Genomic DNA, 23,897 nt, shown 5'->3' on the forward strand with positions numbered 1-23,897 from the left:
GTTGCTTTCGATCATGGCGAGGGTGCGAGGCCTGACGAAGGGGGCACGTCATCATGGCCTTGCTGATCTCCTCGGACGCCTCAATCCGGTGCTCCAATGGTGTGCGTATTTCCGTCACGGCGTGTCGAAAGCGACCCTCGGCTTACCTCGATGCCTTCGCCTAGCATCGGGTCACCCATGGCTGCTCAAACTGCACAAACGGATCACACGTGGACGGAACTCTACCGACGATTCCTGACCGGCACGTCCGGTGCGGAGGACGGGCCTTACAAACGGACCGGGAGCAAACCCCGGCACCGCGCCCCGGTTCGACCACTAAACTAAATGATCGGGACCGGCCGGGCCGCAATCGGCACGCTCGTCGAGCGCAGCAGCCGATCCACGATCCTCGTGCACCTGCCTCGGCTGGAGAGCTGGGGCCCGTGAAGAACGGTCCTCCGCTCTGCGGCTACGGCGCCGCCGCGATGAACACCTCACTGACGACATCGATGACCACCCTCCGCGAACAGCTCCGCAAGTCTCTCACCTGGGACCGCGCGGGAAGGAATACTCCGGTCACGCCCAGTTCGCCCTCGATACCGGCACGAGAGTGTTCTTCGCCGACCCGCACTCGCCCTGGCAACGACCGACAAGCGAGAACACGAACGGACCGTTGCGCCAGTACTTCCCGAAGGGCACCGATCTGTCCAGGTGGTCCGCCGAGGACCTCGAAGCCGTCGCCCTGGCGATCAACAACCGGCCCCGCAAGCTCCGCAACTGGCGAACCCCGGCCGAGATCTTCGCCGAACAGCTACGCTCACTGCAACAGCCAGCGGTTGCATCTGACCGGTTGAAGCCGCCCAATACACGGCACAGCGGTTCACCCAGTGGCTCGTGGACGCTGGCATCGCCCCGTCCCCCGGCAGAGTCGGGGACCGCTTCGACAACGCGCTCGCCGAGAATCTGCGGTCGACCCGGAAGATCGAGTTGACCTATTGGCCCGCAATAATATTCGGATCCTGTTCGACTGCCCAGGACGCGACCTGCGTGCGGGAAGTGAATCCGAGTTTCGACAGGATGTGCTCGACATGCCCTTGGGCGGTGCGAGGTGAGATCACCAGGCGTTCTGCGATTTCCCGATTCGTCAGACCCTCGGCGATCAGTGTGGTGACTTGGCGTTCCCTCTTGGTCAAGGGTATCGACATGCCGGTGGCGGGTGCGGAGGCGCCGGGCGGTTGCTCGTGCAAGGCATAAGCGATCGCCGCATCGAAGCCCAGAACTTGACCATGGCGGTATGCCGCTGCAAACGCCCTGCTGCCGAGTTCCCGCTGCGCATTCTGTTCACATTCCTGATGGTAGACAGACAGATTGGAATGTATAACCGCAGTACTTCCGATCGACCGAGCCACCCCTTCTGCCGCCCCCATCAGCACCGTCGCCCGCGACAGGCTGCCCAGGTCACCCGTGATCCAGGCCAGCGCCTCAAGACACGAGGTGGCCACGCGTGGGCTGTGCACTTGCCTGGCCAGGTTCAGCGATTCTTCGATGAGCTGAGCCGCGCGATCAGAATCGTGCTGTCGCCATACGGCAATGGCCAAGGCCCATAGAGAGAGTGACCGAAACATCTTTTCGCCGTACTCTTCGGTCATTGCCAGCACACGTTCGTGGCAGTCGACAGCCTGCCGTGTCAGGCCGGACAGCCCGAAGGCCAATCCCAACGGGTACAGGGTGCCTACTTCGAGGGTGCGTTCACCGCGTCCACCGAACTCCGTCAGAGCGGCCTGAAGGTGAGAACAGGCGTTCGGCAGATCACCGCTATGGAGGGCCAGCGTGCCGTCGGCAGCGTCGATAAGTGCGCGCAACAGGGCTTCGTTAGTCTGGGCAGCGAGTGTGCGCCCAACCTCCACTAGCCCGGCTGCTGTCCGGAGGTCACCTTGCACGCTGGCCATCACGATGGCGCCGTAAAGCGTCTTGACCCCCTCAAGGGTGGGTGTGCCGCTCTGACGGGCAAGCAGTTGGTTGCACCAGCGACGTCCCTCGCTGAAGAGGCTCTGCGAAGCCCAAAACACGTAGAGCGCGCCGGCAATGCGCAGCCCGGCGGTTGGATCGTCGTCGACGCAGAATTCAAGGGCAGCCCGCAGATTAGGCAGTTCCCGATTCAGACGGGTGATCCAGTCGAGTTGGTGCGCGCTGATCCACTCGGCCTCCGCGTCGAGCGCCAATCTTTCGCACCAGTCCCGGTGATGGCGACGCAACGGCAGATCCTCGCCGGTCTGCTCAAGTTTCTCGTAACCGTATTCTCGAAGGGTCTCGAGCAGCCGGAACCGCACCACCGGCCCGGATTCCTCTCGGATCAGGATCGATTTCTCCAACAGGGAGGTCACCGAATCGAGGATCTCGTCTGAGCTCAGGTCGGCGCCGCACACCTGCTCCGCCGCAGCTAGATCGAACGTGCCCGCAAACACCGCCAGTCGCCGCCACATCAGTTGTTCGTCGGCGGTGCACAACTCGAAGCTCCAGTCGATACACCACCGCAGGGTTTGTTGCCGCGTCGGCACGTCACGGCTGCCGCGGGTGAGCAAGGTGTAGCGATCGGTCAGCCGGTCCAAAATCTGCTCAGGCGACATCACTCGCAGCCGGGCGGCGGCCAATTCGATCGGCAGCGGCAACCCGTCGAGGCGGTGGCAGATCCGTGCCACCGTGACCGTGTTGTCCTCGGTGAGCGCGAATTCGGGAACAACGGCCGCGCCGCGTTCGGCGAACAGTGCCACGGCATCGTATCTAACCAGTGCCCGTAGTGAGGGCCATCGCTCGGCCTCGGGAGCTGGGACAGGCAGCGGCGGCACCCGCAGCACGACCTCCCCACCGAGGCCGAGCGGTTCGCGGCTGGTGGCCAGAATCCGCAGACGAGGACAGGTGCGCAAGAGTGCGCTGGCGAGTTCAGCGACCGCGGAAACCATGTGCTCACAGTTGTCGAGAACCAAGAGCAGCTCCAGCGCCGCCAGGTGCTTCACAAGTACCTCCCGTAACGGCCTCGCCGAATGGTCCCGCACTTCCACCGCGCCAGCTACCGCGTCGACCAGCCATGACTCGTCGCGCAGGTCACCCAACTCGACCAGCCGAACACCGTTGGTGTACTCATGTTGCACTCGTGTGGCGACCTGTATCGCCAGCCGTGTCTTGCCGACACCGCCGATCCCAGTCAAGGTAACCAGCCGGGAACGGGTCAGCAGGTTCTTCGCTTCGATGAGTTCGCGGCGACGGCCTACGAAACTGGTCAGGTCCAGGGGAAGACAGCCAGTTGCGTCCCGCGTGGGGGGTGACGTGGATCGTCGTCGGCCGTGCGACGTCCGTCCTGGGCCACTGACCTCGTCATCCATCCCGGTATCGGCTTCCACGGGTAGGGCCATCTCGTCGACCGGGAACCCGTGGCGGCGTTGAAGCCTCTGCAGTTCCTCGCCGAAATCAGCGGCAGTGACCGGGCGCTGGTCGAGCGCCCGTGACATCGCCCGGGCGATCGTCGCAGCCACGTCGTCAGGGATTCCGTGTTCGGCCAGATCGGGGACCGGTTGGGTGGTGATCCGCAGGAACTGGGCGACGACTTGCTCGCCGCTACGGCGTTCGAATGCCGCGTGACCGGTGAAGGCACTGAACAGGGTCGCGCCGAGGGCATAGATGTCGGCGGCTGGACCCGGTGGATCACCCGCCAGTACCTCCGGCGCTGTGTACGCCGGTGACCCTGTCACGGCGCCGGTGGCGGTCTCGAAGCCACCGGAAATGTGTGCGATGCCAAAGTCGGCCAGTTCGGGCTCGCCGTACTCGTTGAATAGGATGTTTGCCGGTTTGAGGTCGCGGTGCAGGATCCCGAGCCGGTGCACAGTCTCGATCGCACCAGCCAACTTCACCCCGAGCCCCAGAGCCTCGTCCATCGGCAGCGGACCCTGGCGACGGATCCGGGCGTCGAGCGAATCGTGCGAATGATAAGGCATCACGATGTAGGGGCGGCCGCTGGTGGTAGCGCCCACCTGCAGAATGTGGACGATGTTCGGATGCCCGGTCAGCCGGCCCATCGCCCGCTGTTCTCTCAGGAACCGTGCGCGGCTCTCCTCGTCGAGTTCGACGGTGAGTACCTTCACTGCCACGGTGCGATCCAGGTCCGCCTGGGTGCAGCGGTAGACGACGCCGAAACCGCCGCGCCCGATCTCCTGGGCATCGTCGAAACCGACGCCGGCCAACTCCCCAGCCGGGGAGGGCGGCGGGTACCGCTGCGTGTCGAGCGAATCACCTTCACCCATCGGACGGTCACTCACTCCGTCGGCTCGTACTTCCTGCGCACCGGCCCGACGGCACGACCTGCGCACATTGACACCGTGACACACTTGACTACGGCATGCTCTCCAGGATATCGCTGTGTTGATCAACGCGGTCGCTCCTTGTGCACACCACACGCGCCGAACCGGAACTTGACCACTGCACATCACACGCCTACCGCCGTGGCGAGGGCTTAGCCTCAATACCGTTCAGTTAGTGAACAAGGATGGTGCATTTCGGCGGCTGGGTGGGTTGTGGATGGTGTTGGTGGTGCGCGCGTTTGGCTGCCCATTTGAGGACCTTGCGTTTGACGACCCGGGGGTTGGCGCGGTGGCGGCGTACCGGGTTGATACGGCGCAGTAGTTTGGCGATGCCCTGATTCCACAACCGGGTGGCTGCGTTGCGGCTATGAGGGGGAAAAAGAGCTGTGGGACAGCGATCGTCGGGTGATCCGCAAGGCGGTGACGAAGGACATCCGGTCCGGGTCGTGACTGCCGGCGGTCGCGGCGTCGAGCATCAGGGTGCGGATGGCGTAATGGCAGCACAAGTGCCCCCAGATTTCCTGCCGAACCAACGGTGGGGATTTCGACCGCAGCACGGCGCGGGGGCCGCGCTGGTGGGTCTTGAGTTCGTCGAAGGTGTTCTCGATTTCCCAGCGCTGGGCGTACGCGAGGGCCAACTCTTCTGCAGGTGCATCGGAGGGGTCGAGGATCGTGGTCAGCAGCCGGTACTGCTCGGGGTTCTCCCGCCCGTCGTCGAGGGTGTAGTCGATCACCCGCACCGTGAGCGGTGTTCGCTGCTGCCGATTCTTTCCGGAGGTGGGGATGATCTGTGCCAGCCAGGATCCGTCGTCGAGGGTCTTGAGGTGTCGAGGTGAGAGGGTCGATGTGACCCTCCACAGCAGGTCGGCGCCGGTGGCGGCGGCTCGGGTCCACATGTCGAATCCGTAGAGGCCGCGGTCGGCGAGCAGCAGCATCCCGGGTTCGAGGGTGTCCATCAGATCGTGCGCCAGCTCCCGCTCGGAGGTGCGGCACGGTCCGATCGCGGCGTCGAATACCGCGTGGGTGCCGCATTCGGCGATCGCCACCAACCGTGCCTGCGGGAACGCGGACTTCTCGCCGCGGCTCGATGCCGGCCGCCCGAAATGCTCGGCGTTGGCCGGTGTGTCGGGCAGGTCGAGACAGGTCCCGTCGAGGGCCACCAACCGGCGCCCCGCGAGCCAGGATCCGGGTGTATCCGTGTCGGCGAGAGGTCGGGCGACACGGCGGAACAGTTCCCGCACCGGTTCGTATCCCAGACGTGAACGGGCCTGGAAGATAGCCGATTTCGTCGGCGGCGACCAGGACTGCGACCATCCCGACGACCACGACAAACCGTCGGTGAGCTGCTCGAAGACCTCCTCGTAGGAGGCTTCCGAATTCAATGCCATGCCGATCGAGAAATACGCAGTCACGCGAGCGGTCAACGTGCGACTTCGCTGCTCCCTGCGACCGCATGCCGCGATCACCTCATCGACCAACGACGCGGGAAACACCCTGGTCAGCAACCCCACCGACACCACATCCGACAACCGCCGATCCGAGACCGGCTTCACCCATCCACTCCGAGGCACACCTCATCGTAACGCAACCCGCACTAACTGAACGGTATTGAGGCTAGAGCGGCCATTGCGGGCTCGGGGGGAGGATCCCGCAACGCCTACAGAACACGACGCTGCCACCGATTTCAACACAAGTTGTTACCCGTGAGACTGGATCACGTTGAAGTAATTGCCAATACCCGTGACCGTGCCTCCATGTAGCGGGTGAGGAGGGTGAGCATCTCGGCATCGGGGTGGGCCAGTTCGGGCAGGTCTTTCGCGCTGACGATCTGGGTATCGAGAGCTGCGATCTGCCGGCGGCATTCCTCGATCGACTTCGGGGTAACTCGGTCCGCGTCCAGGCGGTCGGTGAGGTACCGGATCGAACTGCCGAGGCTGAGACCAGGATTCTGTGTGGTGTTGTCGTTTCGGCGGGCCGCGACCATTTGCCACCATTCGTCCAGCTCAGCCACAAGTGTCGGCTCGTCACCGACGGCACGCAGGGCGCGATCGACGGCCGCGGCGTCGGTGATCTCCCCGTCCAAACATTCTGCTCGGGTCAGGATTTGCCCGAGTTGGTGGTTGGCGAGTTCGTCGCCGCGACTCCACCAGAACGACACCATGACAAGTACCTGCCCCGACCGGTTGGACTCCCCCATCGCCTCTCCCCTGTTCGCTGTCGATTGGTCTACCGCACCACAGTTCCGCTTGCGGCCCGGCCGCAGGTTCATCCTGGTCGGGCCGCCGCCGACTGCGTTGCCGCACACATTGGGCAACGTGTGGTGCCGTCGATGATCCATCCGTTGGTCTGCGCGAAGCTGCACGCGTCGGATTGGCTGGCCACTGCAGCGGTGAACCGGTGCTCGCGCAGATCGCAGCGGATCGTCCAGCCATGTCTTCCGCCGGATCGCGTCAGTGTTTGAACAGCCATGTCTCCCCCACGCTTTCACGAACTGTGCTCTCAGCATGGCACACATCCACTTCGCGGGGGGAAGTCGGGATCGACCCTCCGCGGGCGTCCTCTGCACGTCGAGAGAGCCTCCCCCACACACCACCGCCCCTGCCTGCGTGGAGGCTATGCCAGTGGGGCGGTGAAGGCGAGGCGTCTGTGTGCGCGGCGGCGGCCTAGGGTCATCGGGTGCACTCACGGCGCGCTGCGTCGACGTCTCCGGCGGTGACGGCCAGGTGGTATTTGGCGGCGACTGCCAGGTAGTTCTGTGCGTACTCGCACCTGAATGCGGTGTTCGAGGGTAGCCAGGTGTCCGGTCCCTGGTCTGATTTCGCCTGGTTCGCTTTGCCCTCGGATGCGAGCAAGTTCGAGGCGGTGTCGTTAGCGAAGGAGACGCGTTGTTCCGGGGTCCAGGTGGCGGCTCCGGCTCGCCATCCTCTCGCGAGGGGATAGACGTGATCGACCTGCACGGCCGATGGTTTCTCGGTCGAGAATGCGATCGTGGTACCAGTGTAGGGGTCATGCAGTGTGCCCGAGATGACCTTGCAGTCATGGGTGTTCGGCTTGTATCGCACGTCGGTCAACTGGTTTCTGAGGATGTCGTTGCGGGTGTCGCAGCCGTTGTGTGAGTCCGGGCCGGTGTAGTTGTCGGTCCAGGACGGGCCGAAGACGCAGCCGTTCCTTTTGCCGCAGTCTCGGTCGTATCCGGGCACTGTGGGAAGTTCGTCGACAACGGTCAGCGCGGCAATCAGCTGGTCGAGGCCTGGTGGGGCATCTGTTGGGGCCGGTGCAGGTTCTTCGGTGTCGGCCACCGTGAAGACGTCAGCGAGGGTGATGTTCATGTCTGTGACGACGGCAAGCACGCTCTGCTGGCCGACGAGCGCGAGCGCCGCAGCGGCCAGAATAGAGCCGCCGGCCAGCGCCCGGAACTTGTTCGCCATCAGTTCTCCTCAGTTGGTCGCGGTCGCGCCGTCGGTGAACAGGCGCAGCTGGTTCCGGCGCAGCTGCGTGCGCGTGAGCGTGCCGTTGCCGAGCGCGGCTGGGCGGAGGCCGACATGAAACTGGCCAGGGTTGTGCGGACAGGCGAACACCGCGAGTCCTTTGGCGCCGTGGTGGCGCTGCTTACGGACCTTCTTGGCGTCGCCGCGAGCGAGGTAGCTGCGTTGTCGGCACTGTGCGCACCAAATCCACCGTGCGGCGGGATTGTGCGATCGGTGGGTAGTCATGACAGTTCGCCTCTCTACGTGCAAATTTCGGTTGTAGGTTCTCCAAGCTGGTGGCATGTCTCGGCCGTACTGACCAGGTGCGATCGATTTCTGTCTCACGACGTGACCACTTCGCGTGTCTCCGATCTGCGACACTTCCTACAGCGGCGCGAGTATGGGTACTTCAAGGTCTCGGGCTACGGCGAGTACTTCCGCTCCCAGTGGGGTGAGGCTCATCGGGTGGTGTCCATGAGCACGAACCAGGAGCTCGCCACCGAGTTCTCGTTCGAGCCTCCTTATCTGGATTGTCAACGTGGACGGTCTGATTCCGATGGTGCGCGCTGCGGCATCGATAGTCCGGTGTTCGGTTGCCGTGATGAAGCGTTGAAGTCGTTGACGGCCGTAGGGGCGGACCAGTGCCGGCCGGAGCAGGGTAGGAGTCGGCACTACTCCGGCGGCGGAACGGCAGCCGCGGTCGGTGGTAGTTCGGCAGGGGAGGTTGTGGACGGTGAGCCAGCGTTTGATGGTGCCGCGGTTGACACCGGTCTCGTGGGCGATTTGGGTGAGCGTGTGTCCGCGGGTGACGTATTGGTCGTGGAGCCAGTCTCTGTCGATGACGATGCATGGTCGTGGTTGTGGTCGCCGTAGTTCGATTCTGTAGTCGCGGGCGAGGGCCGCGATGGTCGCTTTGCTGACGTCGAGGCTGCGTGCGATCTCGCGTAGGCTGCGGTTCTGGCGGTGGTAGAGCTCGATGAATGTGTTTTCGGGAAGTGCGGCGCGTGCTCGCGCGGATGCGTGGCCCCGGATGCGGAGCTGGGCAGCCGATTCTGGGGCGGGGTGGGTTCCGAGGAGGTGGCGAACGGTGTCGATACTTGTGCCGAGTTGGTCGGCGGCCGCGGAGTAGGAACGTCGCTCGTATCGGATCAGTCGGTGCAGGGTGGTGATGTCGATGGCCTCCGGATCGGTTGCGGGCAAGTCTAATCCAGAGATCAGGTCGAGGGGTGGGTGCCAGGTGATCGGTTCCTCTCCGAGGCCGTGGTGGGTGAGGAATTGCCGGGCCGTGTGCTCGAGGTGTGCGGCGAGGCCGGGTGTCAGGTGGCGCGGCAGCGCGGCGAGCTTCGTGGGGATTGCGTAGTTACTGTTGGCACTGGGTGCGCGGTGGGCGGGCAGGCCGCTGAGGCGTTGGAACAGCCAGCGTCGGATGACATCGGTCTTGGTCGCGTCCCCGGGCGGGGTCAGGGTGCGCCGGCAGATGTCGGTCCACTGCTCGTCGGGGAGTAGGTTCTCGTAGTTCAGGGTGCGTCGGCGGGCGTAGTCGATCGGCACCTCGGTGATGTCGAGGTAATCGGCGAGGCGGAGGAGGGCGGCACTGGCGTCGGGCCAGTGCGGGTGCGCGACGAGGTGGCTGAGGATCCGTGAGACCGTGTGCGGTGTTGCCGCCGCGCCGAGCATGTCGGCGGCGGTGGTTCGGGTGAGTCGGGATCCGACGAGCAGGGTCGCGATGGCGAGTGCCGCGCTGGTCTCGGTGTGACCGCACCCGGGCAGCGCGAATCGGAGGGACCATTGTGGCCAGAGCAGGGTGGGTAGGCGGCGGAGGATGCGGTCGGCGCGACGCTCGTCCGGTTCGGGATGGCGTGGATAGTCGGCGGTGGTGCGGTACCGCAGTTGGTGGACCGGTTGCAGCAGCGGGGTCAGTGCGCTCAGCTGCACCGCTTCTAGTGTTGCGCTGGTGTCGCGGCCCCACGAGCGGACGGTCTTGGGAGTGATGACCAGGCCGCTGTGGTGGCCGCCGCGCATCAGCCACCGCAGCCGATCACCGGCGGAGGCGATGTCGGGTGCATCGAGCACCTGCAGAGCGACGGTGACGCCGGCCGCGGCCAGCGCAGCGTGTGTCGGCGCCCAGGATCCGGGTTTGTCCGGCGGGTTGGGCCAGTCACGGGATCCGTTGGTCGCCTTCGCTTGTCGGTAGGCCGTGGCGAGTTCGGCGGGTAGTCGGGCGGCGAGGTCCTCATGACGTGCGTGCCACAGCGCGCGTGCGGCGAGGGTGCGCACGTCGGCGAGGGTCTCTCGCGCCGACAGCGGCCGTTCGGCGTACACGCCGAACGATCCGGTGCCCGCGGCGATGGTGTCGCACACGATCTGTTGTGCGACCAGGACCGGGTGGCCGGCCGGGAAGCGGACTACGTCGGTGCGGGTGAGATCGGCGCCGCAGCGCGGAGGCGCCGAGGCGCCGCCGTGCCGACGGGCCGGGCGCCCGCAGCGCCCGGGATCCGGGATGGTGTCGCCGGGGGTCGGCTGCCCGCGCTGGCGCCGGAAGCAGCGGGGACAGCCGTCGGCGAGCAGGCATCGGTGAATGGTGCAGGCGAACGCCCAACCCAGTCGCCACTGCAGCTGCCATCGCCCTCCGGTCTCGGCGAGGCAGTCGGGACAGTACCGCGCTCCGTGCGGCCGGCTCCAGGGGAACGTGCAGACCACGCGGCGCCGGGCGCGGTCGATGTCCACCGCGGTTCCGTCGAAGCGGGCCAAGGTCATCGCCTCGATCGTCGTGGGATCGACGCCGGTGGCGGCCGCGATCCCCGCCGCTTCGTCGCCGCTCAAGAACGCGGCCCAATCGCTGTGCCGAAATCCCCCGGGCGTCGGCGGGGTGAGTGCGACCGCGGCGGTCAGGTCCGCCCATGCGGTGCGGGTGCGGTGCGCGATCGCCTCGAGCCACGAGTCGAGCGCCTCGCCCGGCAGGGGCGGGAACCGGATGGGCAGTGTGCGGTTCGCGTTCACACCGCTTCCCGCATCGGGGTTGTGGTGATGCGCCGGGCCGCGACGGCCGCCTGCAGTTCCTGGCGCGCTTTCTCGGCGGCCGCGTCGCCCCGGACCCGATTGAGCAGCTCGACGTCGAGTCGCTCCGCGCCGGTGCGGACAGCGCGTTGGCAGCCACGGTTGATCAGTGTCATCAGCGAACCGATGTGCCCGGTCGATCGGGTAAACAGGTAGTCCGACAGGTGGTCCGCGAGCATGCCGGGGTGTTTGTCGGCCAGCACGAGACGCTGTTCGAGGGCAAGCAGGATTTGTCGCCATTCGCGGCGCCCGACCTCGGTGTCCACGACGAACGGGCGCATGCCCAGCGGGGTCGTCCGACGCCCGCTCTGCCCGAGCACCGCCTCGGCGTAGGAGGAGCCTTCGGAGAATAGGCCACGCGCGGCAAGCCCCACGCCGATGAAGATCAAGGTGACCGGGAACTCGTTGGCGATGTACTTGAAGTGGTTGCTGATCTCGACTCCACTCTGGGCCCGCATCCGCAGGAAATGCAGGTCATCTACCACCAATAACGTTGTTTCACAGGACAGTACACAGTCGAGTGCGCGGTCTGCGAGCTGCGCGGCGGTGCCGCGCTCGGTGCCCGGGTGGGCGTAGAACTTCAGCATCGCCCGGTTGAATTCTTTCATCCCGGTGTTCCCGGTCAGTCCCACCCGGCACACTGGCCAGCGCTCGTGACCGGCTGCGGTCCGGGTACCGAAGTCGCCGATCTCGCGGCAGTGGAACTCCCTCGCGAACGCCAACACCGAGGTGGTCTTGCCGAGCCCCGGAAGGGCATCGATCCCGACCGCCCCCTTGGCCTTGTCCCCGTCCTGGCAGTTGCTGTCGACGATGTCCCATAGGTCCTCATGCAACTCGGCCAGCTGCGGCGTCTTGAGCGGGCCGAGGTTGGCGTGCCAGATCCGCCGTGCCCGGTCGTACTCTGCTCGCGCGGCCTCACCCAGCGCTGTGATCTGCTGTCGGGTCATCACCTCTGGCTGAGTCCGCGTCGGAGCGGTGGCGAACCGCTGCCATCCCTCCTTGCGGGCAAGGGTGAGGTTGTCCAACCGCCTTTCGGCGTCGGTGATTTCGTCGGCATCGCCGCTCACACGTCCTCCAGCGCTTCGGCGTAGAAGTCGTCCTCGTCGATCGGGCCGGCACCGGGATCGCCGCCGGGTAGGTCCAGCTCGTCGTCGCTGTCGTCGTCGCCCACCTCTGCGGAAGGCACCGCGGTCGTCATCTCCAGGTCTGTGTGCTCGCGGGAGAGCCGCAACGCCATCCGTCTCTCCTGCATGCTCGACCCGAGCCCGAGGCTCCAGCGCTCGAGCAGGTCGGCGACCGCGATCCGATCGTCGGGATAGGTGTACTTCTCCTTCGCCAACCGGCGCGCAAACACCAATGCATCCTCGCTGAACGGCATCTGCAGTGACGGAGTGTGTTCCCATTCCAGCGTGTGCCACCGCCGCGAGTCGGGATCACGGAAGTAGACGCGGGTGATGTCGTCGGAGTCGACCTGAATCGGCCACCGCCCGTGCGCCGCCCCGCCGTAACCGCTCGTGACGTTCCGGTACGGGTCGAGTCCGGGGCCGTTGTAGCGGCGCCCCGCGATCTCGACACCGTAGTGCTGGATGGTGCGCCAGTGCGTCCGGAGGAACTCATACGCCAGATCCGGATCGCGCGGCACCTCGATGTACCCGGCGCGCGCCATGCCGTGCTCGAACATCATCGCCGGCGACAACTCCAAGGTCGGCAGATGCGGATCCAGCAGACCTTCATGCGGGCGATGGTGATAGACCACCGCCACCCATTCCCGGATTATGTCCTCCAGCTCGTCGAGGTAGAAGAAGGCCTCCGACTCGGGCGCCAGACCCCGCGAATGGACATCCGGACCCTTGTACCCGGGCAGCGCCTGCAGCAGGTCCTCCCGGAGGGTGCGGAAGAACCGCTCCACCGGCCCCTTATCGCGACCGGTCCGCAGCCGCGCCGGTTGAATCGAGATGCCCATCCGCTGACACACGCTGGTCAAATGCTCCGACACGTAGATCTTGCCGTGATCGATCACGACCGTCTCGGGCACGATCGCCGGAGACGCCGCCCCGGCCATCGGCCCGTCGATCGCCTCGACATCGACCAGAAGCGACCGCGGAATGCCGTGTTCGGGCCAGACCGCATGCGCGGGCCAGTCCTTGCCCGCAGGTCGCGGCCGGAAGGCCTGATACAACGTCGCGGCCGCATCCACCGCCTTCGTCGACACCGGCGTGACCCGGATCCCGACGACACAGCGTGTGTACCAATCCATCCCAACCGTAAGTTCGGCCTGCACCCACCGCAATGTCACCGGATCGACCGCGAACACATCGAGCCGGGTCGTGTCCATCAGCAGGTACTCCCCCGGTCGGGTCGGCCGCAGCTTCCCGTACACCCCCGCCGGTCGAGCGGCGATATCACGGTTCCGTTTCGTACTCAGCCGGAACGTCGGTTGCCTCCGCTCCAGTTGCTCGAGAACCCGAAACGCCGTCGCCCGCGACGGCATCCGCACCACCCCCTCACCGAACCGCGCCGCCACCCGCGCATTGGTCCGCGCGATCACCATCGTCCGCGACGGACGCGACTGGTCCACATGCTCGACCATCACCTCCAGCGCGGTTTCAACCCACCGCTCGTCCGAGTTACCCACCACGCCCCTGCGCATCGACGGCTTGGGCGCGAGCCCAGCCTCGCCGTCGGACCGGAACAGCGAAACCCACTGCTTGATGGTGCGGACTCCAACACCGAGTTCGGCGGCCTTGGCCTCATACCGTCTGGTCAACGGCAGGCAAGGATCGAATGCGGTCCGGGGTTCACCGGCCGCGGCCAGTTCGACACTCCCAGCGCGGTATCCGGTCAACACCTCCCTGATATGCCCCGCACGCTCCAGCACCCTCGCCCGCTGAACTGCCGACAGCTCGGCAAGGATGATGCTCGCGGGTTCTCCGCGCTCATCCGCCGAGGTATCACCACAATCTGCGATGGGCCGGGCCCGGCCGGAGTCCAGCAGCTCACGTAAACCGAGTATCACCATTCGCCGGCCCGCACCGATCCGGAGACCAACACTGACGCCATGGTCGTTCGCGGCGACTTCGACAACCTCGGCAGCCTCACCGTCGAGGACGAACCGGGTGCCGACACCCACCCGAACGCCAGCCCGCTGCATCACCCCTCCCTTCTCGTCAGGATCCGAGACGGGCGCAGCGGACGAGTCAGGTCGACCAACAACTGACGCCTCCAAAGAAGATGGAAGATGGCCGAACGAACCAGCGGTGCAGGGTGATCGGGCAATGCTCGACATGCATCCGCGATCGTTCGGCCGTGTAGATCGTGTGCCTGAAGCTCACCTATCAGGGTTTGATCGAATAACCAGTCTCGTCGGAAGCCCGACAGGAATCGCACGTTATCGAGCTGTACGGTGGGTGGCTCGCTGCCGACGTCAAACCGCCATCCCCGCCCTTCGACCAACGCGCGGGTCCATCCGAATGTGAATCGAACCTTGGGTTTGGACAGCCGATCTCGTGGCTTGACATCCAAAATTTTTGGGCCCGTATCGGTGATCAGCAGGTAGTCCGGAACATGCTTGCGCACCTGACCGTCCACCGTCATCGTGATCAGGAACGGCTGCGCGACAATATGGTTGACCTCATCATCGAAATCCGCGAAAAGAAGATGCGCGAGCTCGAGCCGCGACTCGTAGATGACGTGGCCGCGCTCGGTTGCTGACCAATAGGCGCCGGAATAATGCTGCTGGTTGTCATGCCATCGGAAGGTTCTCCACGGCGCTGCCGACGACAATCGATCCGTGGTGACATCGTCCCAGGCCATCTCCTCGATCTGGCCGTCAAGCGCTCGACGAAACTTCACCACCGCGGACCCGGCCACCGTTGCATCAGCCATGGGCTGCCCTTCGCCGACTACCAACCCTTCGACATGCACGCTGCCACCGTCCCAACCATCGCCGTTGGAACCGAGTCGGCGTGTCTCACTCGAACTGCACAAGTGCATCAGAAGTGCGGTCCGTTTCGAGAATGGGCAGTCGATTTTGAGACCCTACATCGGTGTCGGAGGCGGGTCACGCGGCCCGGCCGATTTGTAGGTTGAGCCAGTCTGAGAGCCACTTGATGGCGCTGCGGCCGGCGTTGTCGACGACGAGATTTCCGTAGTCGGTGTGCGCACCGGAGGTGAAGAAGCTCGCGGCGTTCAGTCCTTCTCCGACCAGGGCGGCGAGGTCGTCTGCGCCCTGGGAGCTGGCCATCGTGGTCAACGATCCGGTCAGGCCGGGGAGGTCGACGTTCTGTGCCTGGGTGGTGATCGCGTGGGAGGCGGTGTTCGTCTGTTTGCCCAGGAGCGCCACGTCGGTCTTGGTGGCTTTCCCGCTGAGCATGTTCACCGCCACGGAGGCAAGATCGAGGCCGACCGGCAGCAGCCCGGTCATTGCCGCTCCGGCGCCGAGCGGGTCAGGTACCTGTCCAGGGGGTGGAAGCAGCTTTTCGACGGCTGCCCAGGCTATTTCCTGAATCTGACCGACCAGATTGGCGAGTCTGACGATGTCGACGTTCCCCAGGATCGAGGTCACCAGGGCGGCGATCTGCGTGTACCCGGTGGGATCCGGAATGACAGAGAGGATCTGGGAGACCCACCGCAGGTCGACGCCCGCGGCCAGCCGGACCAACGGCGAGACCTGGTTGTTCAGCTCCCCTGCGATCTGGTGTGCCCCGCGTGCGTCGAGGGCGGCGACCTTCTGCGGGAGCACGGTCAGGTTGCGGAGGATGCCCGGGAGGTCGAGGGCGGTCACGTTCGTCACCACGTTGAGCGCCTGGCCGACGACGACGCTCGGTTTGAGCACCGACAGCACACTCGAGGCGGACGAGAGCGCGTCGGCGGGCGTGGCGGCCAGCGGTGCGACCTGGGTGCTCAGCGTTCCTGCTGCGGTGGACAATGCGGTCGCGTCCGGTGAGGCGGACGGCAGGGTGGTGGTCCCCGATTGCATCAGCGACGACGCGGTGTCCGCCAGTTTCGCCGCGGTGGTCAGTGCGCTCGACAGATCCGTTCGCGAGGCGACGCCAAGGACCTGGCCGGCGGCGTGCTCTGCCGTGCCGGGCGCTGCGGTGGTCAGTTGGGTGGTGGCTGCAGAGTTCGCGGCGCCACTCGCAATCAGATCGGCTACGGGTGTGAGCGTGTTCATCAGCGAGGTGGCGGACTTCGCAACCTGGGCGACGTCGATCGTGTTCGCGCTGCTCTGCTGCGCCAGCGACGTGGTGTTCGCGCTGATCCCGGGCAGGTCGGCCTTGGAGAAATCCGAGGTCAATGCGGTAGCAAGGGTCGAATTCCCGCCTGCCGCAGTGTCGGCACCGGTGCTCGGTGACTTGCTCAGGATGGAGCCGAGCGATCCGAGCAGGGGGTTCGAGCCCTTCTGGATCGAGCAATACAGGTCCTTGCCGGAGTAGCAGATGGAGGCGACGCGCCCCGAGAGCTTGCCCATCCCCTGCGGGCGCGGGTCGGCAATGCCGGTCCCGGTCGAGCGCGGACCGACGACAGCGGCGCCTTTGGTGCCGGCACCGGGGTCGGCCAACAGCCCGACTGCGAGTACTCGCTCGGGTGGGATGGGGCCGTTGCCGTTGCCGATGGCGGAGGCCAGGTCGCCGGCCGCGTCCGCGCCCTGGGAATAGCCGGTAATCGTGAACTTCGTTCGCGCGCACCTGCTTGCCTCTTCGGACAGCACGTTGTCCGCCTTCGCGCGTGCGTCGGACTTGCTGTCGGCGTAGGTGTGGCCGTTGTCGAACGCGCGGGCCATGTACGGGAGGGTGTAGACCTCGGCCCGGTCGCCCTGGGCAGAGGTGATGGCGTCGGCGATCGGTTTGAGCATGCCGACCGGCACCGAAGGATCCGCGTTCTCGTTGGTTTCCCAGGTTCCGGGGATGAACAGGTTGTATGTGGCGGCGCACCCCGCCGGGTCGGCGTGTGCGACGGCGGGGGCGGTCAGCGCGGCCGTTCCGGTGGCGACCGTCGCGGTCACCAGTGCGGCGAGTACGCGGCGAGCGGTCGGACGTGTGGCAGGCATCGACACCTCATCTACCCGGCGGACAAGTGGTGGTTCACCTGTCGGTAGGCAGTACCGCCTGTCCCAGCCGGCCACGCCCACGTCGAGGTGAGGGGCACAGTGTCGTGAGTTGGCGCGGAAATCTCTAGCAGCCCTGTGGATAACTCAGTTTGCCCAGCCTGAGAGGCCGCGGCTGAAATTAGATCCAGTCGATGTGGACGGAATCGATGTGGTCGAAGTGGAATCCGAACTGGTCGCTGTAGGTGTTGAAGCCCTTGTTCTCCGGGTAGTCGAGGGTGGCGTGCCGCTCGAGCAGGGCCACCACCCGAGCGTGATCGTCGTTCGCGAGGGCGGCGGCGAGTTCCCGGGACTCGTCACTGCTGAACGGGGTGTCGGAGTTCGCGAAGTCCAGGGTCCGGACCCGGTAGTCGTAACCCTCATCGGCACCGTTACGCACCATCACCCCGCCCCTGACCCGGATCACCGCCCGCTTCGGGGTTCCGTCCGGCCGCAACACCCCGGCCCGTTTCATGATGTCCTGCGCCTTCACGGTTTTCAGTTTCTTGCTCGCGTCCGCCCGCAGTTCGTTCGTGTCCCCGGACCGGTACCGGGACACCGCCGAGCGAGACCGGCCGATCTTCGCGGCAACGGCGTCGATGCCGCCGAGGCGTTCGATCGCCGCCCGCCGCTGGGCACGCTCGAGCACATCCGCATGCGGGATGCGGCCCTGCTGCGCCCACCGCCGCAACGTCCTATCGGACGGGGGTGTGCGGCCGGCATCGATCGCCGCCTGCCGCAAACCCTCGTTGCCCAGCTCCTTACGTAACTGTGCGACGGAGACCTTGCTGGTCAGCCCGGCCAGTCCCCCGCTTTTGACCTGCTTCGACTTCTCCACCCCGGTGGTCGCCGCGGCCGCGACCGTCACCTTGAGGCCGTCGAGACCGACCGCCTGCTGCGGCGGTTTCGTGGTGCGCGGCTTCGGAAGGTGCAGGGCCATCAGTACGCGTCCTCGTCCTCGTCGCCGTCGGCGAACGCCGACCTGATCACCAGTTTCACCTCGTGCACATCCTGCGCCGACGTCAGGTCGGCCAGCAGGGTGTCGGACAGGAGTGTGTCCTTCTCCACCGACATCTTCCCCAACGCCTCGCTCGGGTCGGCGAGGTCCTCACCATCGGCCAGCAGATACGCCCAGGAGTCGGTGATCGTGCGGACCGGCCACCGACCGCTCTCGCGGGCGATCCGCATCGCCACCCGCCGGCCCCGCCACCGGCAGTGCGCGATGATCGCCGCCCGCCACACCGGCTGGTGATGATGCGCCATTCGGGTGGCGGTCCACATGTCCGGGTTCACCATCCGCCCGATGTAGCCCTTGTAGCAGGACCCGACGAACCGTCTCATCGGGGCGTCGTCGGTGTCCACCGCGACCTTCCGGGCCTCGCGCAGGATCTTCGCCCACTTGTCCAACACGCGGCCCTGCCGCGGGAACACCCACGCCTCGGTGATGTCCAGGTCGCCCCGGTCGGCGCCGATACCGCCGTCCGCGACCGGTGCGCACAGGCCGTCGAGGCTGACCGAGGTCACCCAGGTCTGCACCGGCTGATCGGGCAGCATGTGCGGGTGCGGCAACGGCAACTTCTCCGGCGGCGAGAGGGTCTGCCCCGCGGGCAGGGTGATCCGCCACAGCCCGAACGGGGCACCCCTGTCCCCGACCGCCGCGGCGGCCGCCGCCCCGCCGGTGAGGTGGGTGGGTTGCCCGTAGCCGAATTCGAGCATCCCGGCCGACGCCAGGTACGCGGCCCGTTGGTCGATGGACACCAACCGACTCGTGCCGTCGAGGTCCTGCTCGTCGGGGATCCGGGTCCAGCCGACCGCGGGTTCGAGATCCCCGCGTGGGGCGCCGTCCAGGGGTGGCACCGGGCCCGCGGTCGCCACCAGAAGGCCCTTCCCCGTACGGGTGCGTTCCCGTTTGATCTTGTCGACGATCGCGGCCCCCGTCCTGGCCGGTGTCGGCCCGGGCAGCACCCCGAGGTGTTTCGCGGACCACGCAATCCGGCGGCCGAGTTCCCGTGCCGCGGGGAGGTCGTCGTCCGAGAGATACGTTCCGGCCGTGGGTGAGCCGAGGATGCCCATCTCGCCGACCCGGTTGTTCCAGCCGAAGTCCTTGTTCCAGTACGTCCACACATACGGTTCGATCACCACATCGACCATCGTCGTGAACTTCCCGACGGTGCGGGACAGGTGCACCACATGTCCCGGATCCCCGCGCAGCTCCCACCCCGCATTCAGCATCGGCGTCAGCGTGGCCTGCAGGACCGCGGTCAACTCCGCGGCGGCGCGCACGCGCAGCGCCTCCATGTCGTCGAAGTCCTCCTCGGAGCCGGGGTCGATCACCCACCCCAACGCCTCGCACGCACCCTGCCCGACGATCCACACCTGCGGCGGGGCCCCCAACGGGGCCAGGGCGGCCCACCGGATCAGCTTGTCCAGCTTCTCCACCGAATCGACCGGCCCGGTCAACTCCCGCCCGGACGGGGTGTACGTTCCCGCCGCGGTCACGATCAACGCATGCCCGTCGGCCTCCTCCCCCACCGGCAACGCCTCCCACACTGGCATCGGCGTTGCGACCGACTCGGCTGCATCGTCGGCAACACCGGCGTCCGTTGCGTCCGCCTCCGATGCTGCTTCGTCGCCGACCTCTTGGAGCGCAACGTCGGCTCGTGTTGCGTCCGCAACGGGTGAATGTTGCACCGCAACGTCGGTTTCGGTGCTCGTTGTTGCTGCACCGACGTCCGTCGGCATCTCCTCCTCGCCCGCCTCGCCGACGGTCAGGTCAAACAGCGTGAACTGATCGTCGCCGCCTTTGCCCGGGTGGGACATCAGCGTGCGCCCACCAACGTGTACTGCTGCTCGGGCGTTGCCGCATTGCGGGTATCGGTCGCGTCGTCGACCTCGGGCAGCGGCGGGGTTCGGAATCCGGCGTCCACAGCGCGTTGCTCGACCTTGACGAAGCGGCGCATTGCGGTGGATGCCGCCTTGGCCCGGGTAATCGTCGCGATCTCCGCGTAGCTGAGGTTCTCGGTGATCCTGAGACGCGCTGTCTCCTTGACGACGGGCTCGAAGTCATCGCACGAGTTGATGAAGTTGAGGAGGTTCTCGATGGTCTGCTCCTCGTCCGGCAACACGAAGATTTCCTGGGAGCCCCCGTCCAGCGCATTGCCTGCAACGCCCCACTCCCCCAGGTCCGCAACGTCCGCAACGTCCGCAACGATCGGTTCGGAGACCTGCGCAACAGGCTGCGTGTCGGCCGCAATGGTGGTCTGGTCCTCGACCGACAGTTCGGCATCGGCCGATGTTGCTAGCGCCGCCGGGTCGGCGGCCTCAGCAATCGGCGAGTACGCAACGGCCGATGCCTGCGCAACGTCGTGGTCGCGCGCAATGGATTCTGCTCGGTAGCGCACCGAGGCAGGATTGTGGACGGTCTCCACGTTGCACTCCGGGGTGTTGTCGGCGATTGTGGGCACTAGCCGGGCTGCGTTGACGACCTCTGCGTATTCGCTGTGGGCGGTGCCGATTGCCTTGATGAGGATGCCCACACCGTGGGTGAAGGCCAGAACCAACAGGGGCGGGATGATCGCAATGAGAGCGGCCCCGGTGGGTGCGAGCGGTAAGTAGCCCAGGTTGATGCCGGCCGCAACGTTGCGTGCGGAGATCTCGGCCGCCTTGTACGCATGGACGGCGTTGCCGATCACACTGATCAGGACGACGGCGATCGCAAGTCCCAGAAAGAACCTTTTGCCTGCCGAGCTGCCGCTGATCTTGCTGAGTGCAACGACGGCAATCGTTGCGCCGAAGATTGCGCCGTCGACGATCGCGGGGAAGATCCAGGTGAGCCAGTATGGCAAGGTGGCCTGCAACGCGAGGTCGCGAAGCACGGCGAAGGACAGTACGAAGGCACCTGCCGTGATGCCCACCGCAATAAGGATCGCAACGACCAGGGCCGCGATCAGGGCGCGGAGCTGGATTCGTGCGGCCTTGAGATTAAGGTCATTCATAGATCGGGGTTTCCTTCCACGGGGTCCCGGTCGATGAGGCCCCGCCGGCTAGGCCCCGGCGGGGTCTCTCTCGTTGCGGCCGTTGCGGCCGTTGCTACGCAATGCTGTTTGTGCTGGCAGATGCCATATTCGCTTCGGCGCAACGTTGCGCCATATAGCCCATATGGCCGCTGCCTGCCCATAGGGGTTATATGGCGATCTCGTCGGCGGGCGCAGGGAAGGGCTCGCCGTTGTTGTACTGGGTTTCAAGCTTGGTGCACAGCTGATCGATCGCGGTGCGGATGAACACCTGCTGGCTCTTGATCCCGGTGCGGGGACGGGTGTGTTCGAGTGCGGCGACCATGCGGTCCTTCAGTTCTTCTTCCAACGACAGCAGAATGTCGGTGGTCTGGGCCTTGCGCTTCTTCTCTGTTGCCGGTTTCGCTGGCGCCGATGCGGCCTTGCGTTGCCGTGGCGTTGCAGGCGATGTTGCAGAGCGAGTGACTGTTGCGGGCGAGTCAGACGACGTTGCGGTCGACTCTGACGCAACGGCCTCTGGCGTTGCGGTCGTCGTTGCCGCGGCCTGAGCGAACGTGTTGCGCGTACTGCGAGGGACGGGTCGGGCAGGTTGGGGGATCTTGCTCATCAGAGTGCCACCTTCTCCAGGATCTCGATGAAGTTGTTGTGGAGGTTGCGGGACCAGACCGGATTAGCTGGGTGTTCGTCGAAACCCATACCGACGTTGGTCAGCTTGGAGATATCTCCCCTGTGCATGATCGGGTCGCCAAGCAGTGCGATGCCGTCCGCTTCTCCGTATTCCTTGAGGTAGTCGATGACCTCCGCGTGATCTTTGCGACGGCCGTCGAGCTTGTTGATGACAATCCCCGCGACCGGGAGAACCTTGTCCATGTATTCGGCCAGGTCTTCGAGAGCTGCCTGGATCGAATTGAGGCCGTCGACTGCATCGTCTTCCGGATTGACGACGATCAGGAGATTGTCGGCGGCGTACAGGGCGCTCCGGGAAACGAGGTCAATCGCCGGGCGGCAGTCGATCAGGATGTGCTCGTAGTCGCCGGACACTGGCTTAAGAGCCCGTGCAAAGGACATCTCCCCGCCGGGCTTGGTGCCGAGCTGGTCCGAGACTGCTTGAAGTTCAGCAAAGCCTGACGGGACGACGTGAATTCCATCCCGTCGCGCGGCGACGATCGCATCCCGCATCGCCAGATCCGTCTGGCGGTCGAGGACATCCGCGAGCGAATGAGGCGACGGCTCAGATGTTGTGTAGCCGGTGAGGTGCTTCGTGGAGTTGCCCTGCATGTCCGCATCAACCAGCAGCACCGTCCGGCCGGTGGCGGCAGCGGCATGAGCGAGACCGCCAGCGACCACGGTTTTTCCGACTCCGCCCTTGAGGTTTGCGATCGCAGTGATCGTCATATTCCTCCCCTCTCCTATTCCCATATGGGTACTTATATAAGCTTATATTAGCTTATAACTAGTGCCCATATCTTTGCTTCCCTTGACTAGTCAGATCATATGTAGCGCAAGGGCATATAACCTGCAGTGACATGCGGTTACCTAAGGAAATCTCAGCTCTGCTCAGCTCTGCTCTGCTCAGCTCTGCTCAGCTACCGGAATCTCACAAAACAGCAGCTACTCTTTGCTCACCTGCAGTGACATGCGGTTACGTAAGGAAATCTCAGCTCTGCTCAGCTCAGCTCAGCTCTGCTCTGCTCAGCTACCGGAATCTCACAAAACAGCAGCTACTCTTTGCTCACCTGCAGTGACATGCGGTTACGTAAGGAAATCTCAGCTCTGCTCTGCTCAGCTCTGCTCAGCTACCGGAATCTCACAAAACAGCAGCTGACTACGGCTGCTCTTTGCTCATCGGAGATCTTCAGACGATGCGGAGCACCAGGTCAGATACCGCTTCAGAAGCCGCCGTCTTGTAGGGGCATCCTTCGCGCAGAAATCTCCCCACGCCTTGGCTGTTCCAGGCGCAGGCTTCGCAAGCGGAGCGCACCCTCAGCAGGTGTTGGCCGTCGCTGAGGATGCAGACGACTGGCGTCACGGAATTTGCCGACGCAGGTGTCGCCGTTCCTCGGCAGGCTGACGGGCTCGTCGGCACGGTGACTGCTGTGCGTCATTGTGAACGCCGACGATCGGCACGATGACGGACGCACCCGGGCACGGCACGGCAAGACCGGACGGGACGGTTCTGTCAGCCGCTGCGGGGTGGGGACAGCAGACATCCCTGTGTGTAGATCCCAATCAGATCCCACGGCGGATCGGGGAACCCGAAGACGAACAGCGCGTCCCCGAGCGGATTCCCGACGAATCGGATGGTTTCGAACGCTTCGCGGGCGACGAGGGCCAGTCGCTCGGTTGCCCCGGCGAGCAACCGCTACAGATGCTCACCAGTCGTGCGGCGTAGCCGCCGGCGCACGGTCGATTCCGGGCGTTCCATCCGTTCGGCGATGCTCCGGAATCCCATGCCGTTCGCCTTGTAAGCCAATGCATTCCCGATCATCTCGGTTGTGTCGGCCCGGCGTACCTGCAGGGCGGTAGGCAACAGGATGTGCGTGGCGGCGTCGCAGTCGCGGCAGCGCACCCGTTGTGGGCGCACGGTCAGGGTCGTCTCGCCCACCGAGCGGACGGTGCGGGCACGCCCGTGTCCCCACCTGGCCGCCGCGCCCCGGCAGTCCCACCATGAGCGGAGTCATTGGCTGTGATCGTCATACGCCGGCACCATGCGATGCCCGCGGTCCGTCACGGCGCTCGGGTTTCCGCCCGATCCGGCAGTGCTCATCACGGCTGTTCTCGTTCCTCGGCACGTCTGACGATGCAGACGATCGGCCCTCTGCCCGGAGCCCATCTGCATCACGGATGACGGTTGGTGGCGCCGTGGTCGTCATACGCAGAGACGCTCAACAGCAGGGGAGCAGCGCGCTAATACGTGTATGTCGGTGTTCGCGACCTTCACGAC

Annotated in this window: 18 protein-coding genes and 1 pseudogene; 2 read left to right on the forward strand and 17 right to left on the reverse strand. The window is 65.4% G+C overall.

The window, feature by feature from the left end:
- Positions 1–13 precede the first annotated feature (13 nt).
- On the forward strand, positions 14–238 hold the full coding sequence (locus tag BLV94_RS46160; RefSeq protein WP_174705579.1) for a group II intron maturase-specific domain-containing protein: 225 nt from the start codon (positions 14–16) through the stop codon (positions 236–238).
- Between the two features lie 86 nt (positions 239–324).
- A pseudogene (locus BLV94_RS46165) lies at positions 325–823 on the forward strand (IS30 family transposase); the annotation flags it as partial.
- Positions 824–971: 148 nt separating this feature from the next.
- Here the strand turns inward: BLV94_RS46165 and BLV94_RS46170 are convergent.
- The 17 genes from BLV94_RS46170 to BLV94_RS50120 form a co-directional block, all read right to left on the reverse strand.
- The gene (locus BLV94_RS46170) at positions 972–4,274 is read right to left on the reverse strand and encodes a protein kinase domain-containing protein (RefSeq protein WP_074933982.1); all 3,303 of its coding nucleotides are present in this window, start codon (positions 4,272–4,274) and stop codon (positions 972–974) included.
- A gap of 422 nt (positions 4,275–4,696) precedes the next feature.
- The gene (locus tag BLV94_RS46175) at positions 4,697–5,902 is read right to left on the reverse strand and encodes an IS4 family transposase (RefSeq protein ID WP_072951059.1); all 1,206 of its coding nucleotides are present in this window, start codon (positions 5,900–5,902) and stop codon (positions 4,697–4,699) included.
- A gap of 143 nt (positions 5,903–6,045) precedes the next feature.
- Positions 6,046–6,528, reverse strand: coding sequence for a hypothetical protein (locus BLV94_RS46180; RefSeq protein ID WP_072951062.1), 483 nt, complete (start codon positions 6,526–6,528; stop codon positions 6,046–6,048).
- Positions 6,529–7,000: 472 nt separating this feature from the next.
- On the reverse strand, positions 7,001–7,759 hold the full coding sequence (locus tag BLV94_RS46190) for an HNH endonuclease family protein (protein ID WP_244163933.1): 759 nt from the start codon (positions 7,757–7,759) through the stop codon (positions 7,001–7,003).
- A 9-nt stretch (positions 7,760–7,768) separates the two neighbouring features.
- Complete coding sequence (locus BLV94_RS46195; protein ID WP_072951071.1) at positions 7,769–8,044, reverse strand: hypothetical protein; 276 nt, start codon at positions 8,042–8,044, stop codon at positions 7,769–7,771.
- 138 nt (positions 8,045–8,182) lie between these two features.
- Entirely contained in the window at positions 8,183–10,798 is a 2,616-nt protein-coding gene (locus tag BLV94_RS46200; RefSeq protein WP_072951072.1) for a TniQ family protein, read from the reverse strand.
- Positions 10,795–11,922 carry an AAA family ATPase gene (locus BLV94_RS46205; RefSeq protein ID WP_072951073.1) on the reverse strand — a complete coding sequence of 376 codons (1,128 nt, stop codon included), beginning with the start codon at positions 11,920–11,922 and terminating at the stop codon, positions 10,795–10,797. Before BLV94_RS46205 ends, BLV94_RS46200 begins: the two co-directional genes overlap by 4 nt.
- Positions 11,919–14,006: a helix-turn-helix domain-containing protein gene (locus tag BLV94_RS46210; protein ID WP_072951074.1), complete on the reverse strand. Its 2,088-nt coding sequence runs from the start codon at positions 14,004–14,006 to the stop codon at positions 11,919–11,921. The genes BLV94_RS46205 and BLV94_RS46210 overlap by 4 nt, the downstream gene beginning before the upstream one ends.
- Complete coding sequence (locus BLV94_RS46215) at positions 14,006–14,779, reverse strand: TnsA-like heteromeric transposase endonuclease subunit (RefSeq protein WP_244163935.1); 774 nt, start codon at positions 14,777–14,779, stop codon at positions 14,006–14,008. The genes BLV94_RS46210 and BLV94_RS46215 overlap by 1 nt, the downstream gene beginning before the upstream one ends.
- A 136-nt stretch (positions 14,780–14,915) precedes the next feature.
- Positions 14,916–16,904, reverse strand: a complete 1,989-nt coding sequence (locus BLV94_RS46220) for a cutinase family protein (RefSeq protein WP_072951076.1) — start codon at positions 16,902–16,904, stop codon at positions 14,916–14,918.
- Between the two features lie 178 nt (positions 16,905–17,082).
- Complete coding sequence (locus BLV94_RS46225; RefSeq protein ID WP_072951077.1) at positions 17,083–17,880, reverse strand: hypothetical protein; 798 nt, start codon at positions 17,878–17,880, stop codon at positions 17,083–17,085.
- Positions 17,880–19,760: a hypothetical protein gene (locus BLV94_RS46230; RefSeq protein WP_371851621.1), complete on the reverse strand. Its 1,881-nt coding sequence runs from the start codon at positions 19,758–19,760 to the stop codon at positions 17,880–17,882. The genes BLV94_RS46225 and BLV94_RS46230 overlap by 1 nt, the downstream gene beginning before the upstream one ends.
- A complete protein-coding gene (locus tag BLV94_RS46235) occupies positions 19,760–20,935 on the reverse strand; it encodes a DUF2637 domain-containing protein (protein WP_072951078.1) in 1,176 nt (391 codons plus the stop codon). Before BLV94_RS46235 ends, BLV94_RS46230 begins: the two co-directional genes overlap by 1 nt.
- 187 nt (positions 20,936–21,122) lie before the next feature.
- Positions 21,123–21,560: a hypothetical protein gene (locus BLV94_RS51335; protein WP_244163936.1), complete on the reverse strand. Its 438-nt coding sequence runs from the start codon at positions 21,558–21,560 to the stop codon at positions 21,123–21,125.
- Positions 21,560–22,348: a ParA family protein gene (locus BLV94_RS46245; RefSeq protein WP_072951079.1), complete on the reverse strand. Its 789-nt coding sequence runs from the start codon at positions 22,346–22,348 to the stop codon at positions 21,560–21,562. The genes BLV94_RS51335 and BLV94_RS46245 overlap by 1 nt, the downstream gene beginning before the upstream one ends.
- A gap of 784 nt (positions 22,349–23,132) precedes the next feature.
- A complete protein-coding gene (locus tag BLV94_RS50115) occupies positions 23,133–23,312 on the reverse strand; it encodes a hypothetical protein (protein WP_174705584.1) in 180 nt (59 codons plus the stop codon).
- Between the two features lie 3 nt (positions 23,313–23,315).
- Positions 23,316–23,558: a hypothetical protein gene (locus tag BLV94_RS50120; protein ID WP_174705583.1), complete on the reverse strand. Its 243-nt coding sequence runs from the start codon at positions 23,556–23,558 to the stop codon at positions 23,316–23,318.
- Positions 23,559–23,897: the final 339 nt, after the last annotated feature.

The organism is Rhodococcus koreensis (genome assembly GCF_900105905.1).
Lineage (GTDB): Bacteria > Actinomycetota > Actinomycetes > Mycobacteriales > Mycobacteriaceae > Rhodococcus_F > Rhodococcus_F koreensis.